Source organism: Sporosarcina koreensis (assembly GCF_001531445.1).
In the GTDB taxonomy this organism is placed as follows: domain Bacteria; phylum Bacillota; class Bacilli; order Bacillales_A; family Planococcaceae; genus Sporosarcina; species Sporosarcina koreensis_C.
The window spans coordinates 1-243 of record NZ_LQYA01000264.1; the positions used below are offsets into that span (position 1 = coordinate 1).

Below are 243 nucleotides of genomic sequence, written 5' to 3' on the forward strand. Positions count from 1 at the left end.
GCTTACTTTATGGAAAAGCTAGTTTCTGAGAATGTGGTTACAGAAAACACTTTACGACTCATAAAGGAGTGCAATACGTTCATGATGATGGTTGCAGATAAAAGCTTAGAAAAGAAAAAACAGCATAAAGGCAATACGTGCAAAAATCGTTTCTGCACCATCTGTGCGTGGAAGAAATCAAGAAAAGATGCGTTGGCGTTATCGGTGATGATGGCTTACTTAAAGCAAGAGGAAAATAAAGAG

At 37.9% G+C, this 243-nt stretch carries 1 pseudogene; it reads left to right on the top strand.

From position 1 onward, the window contains the following. Positions 1–243: pseudogene (locus AWV70_RS25715) on the top strand (protein rep); the annotation flags it as partial.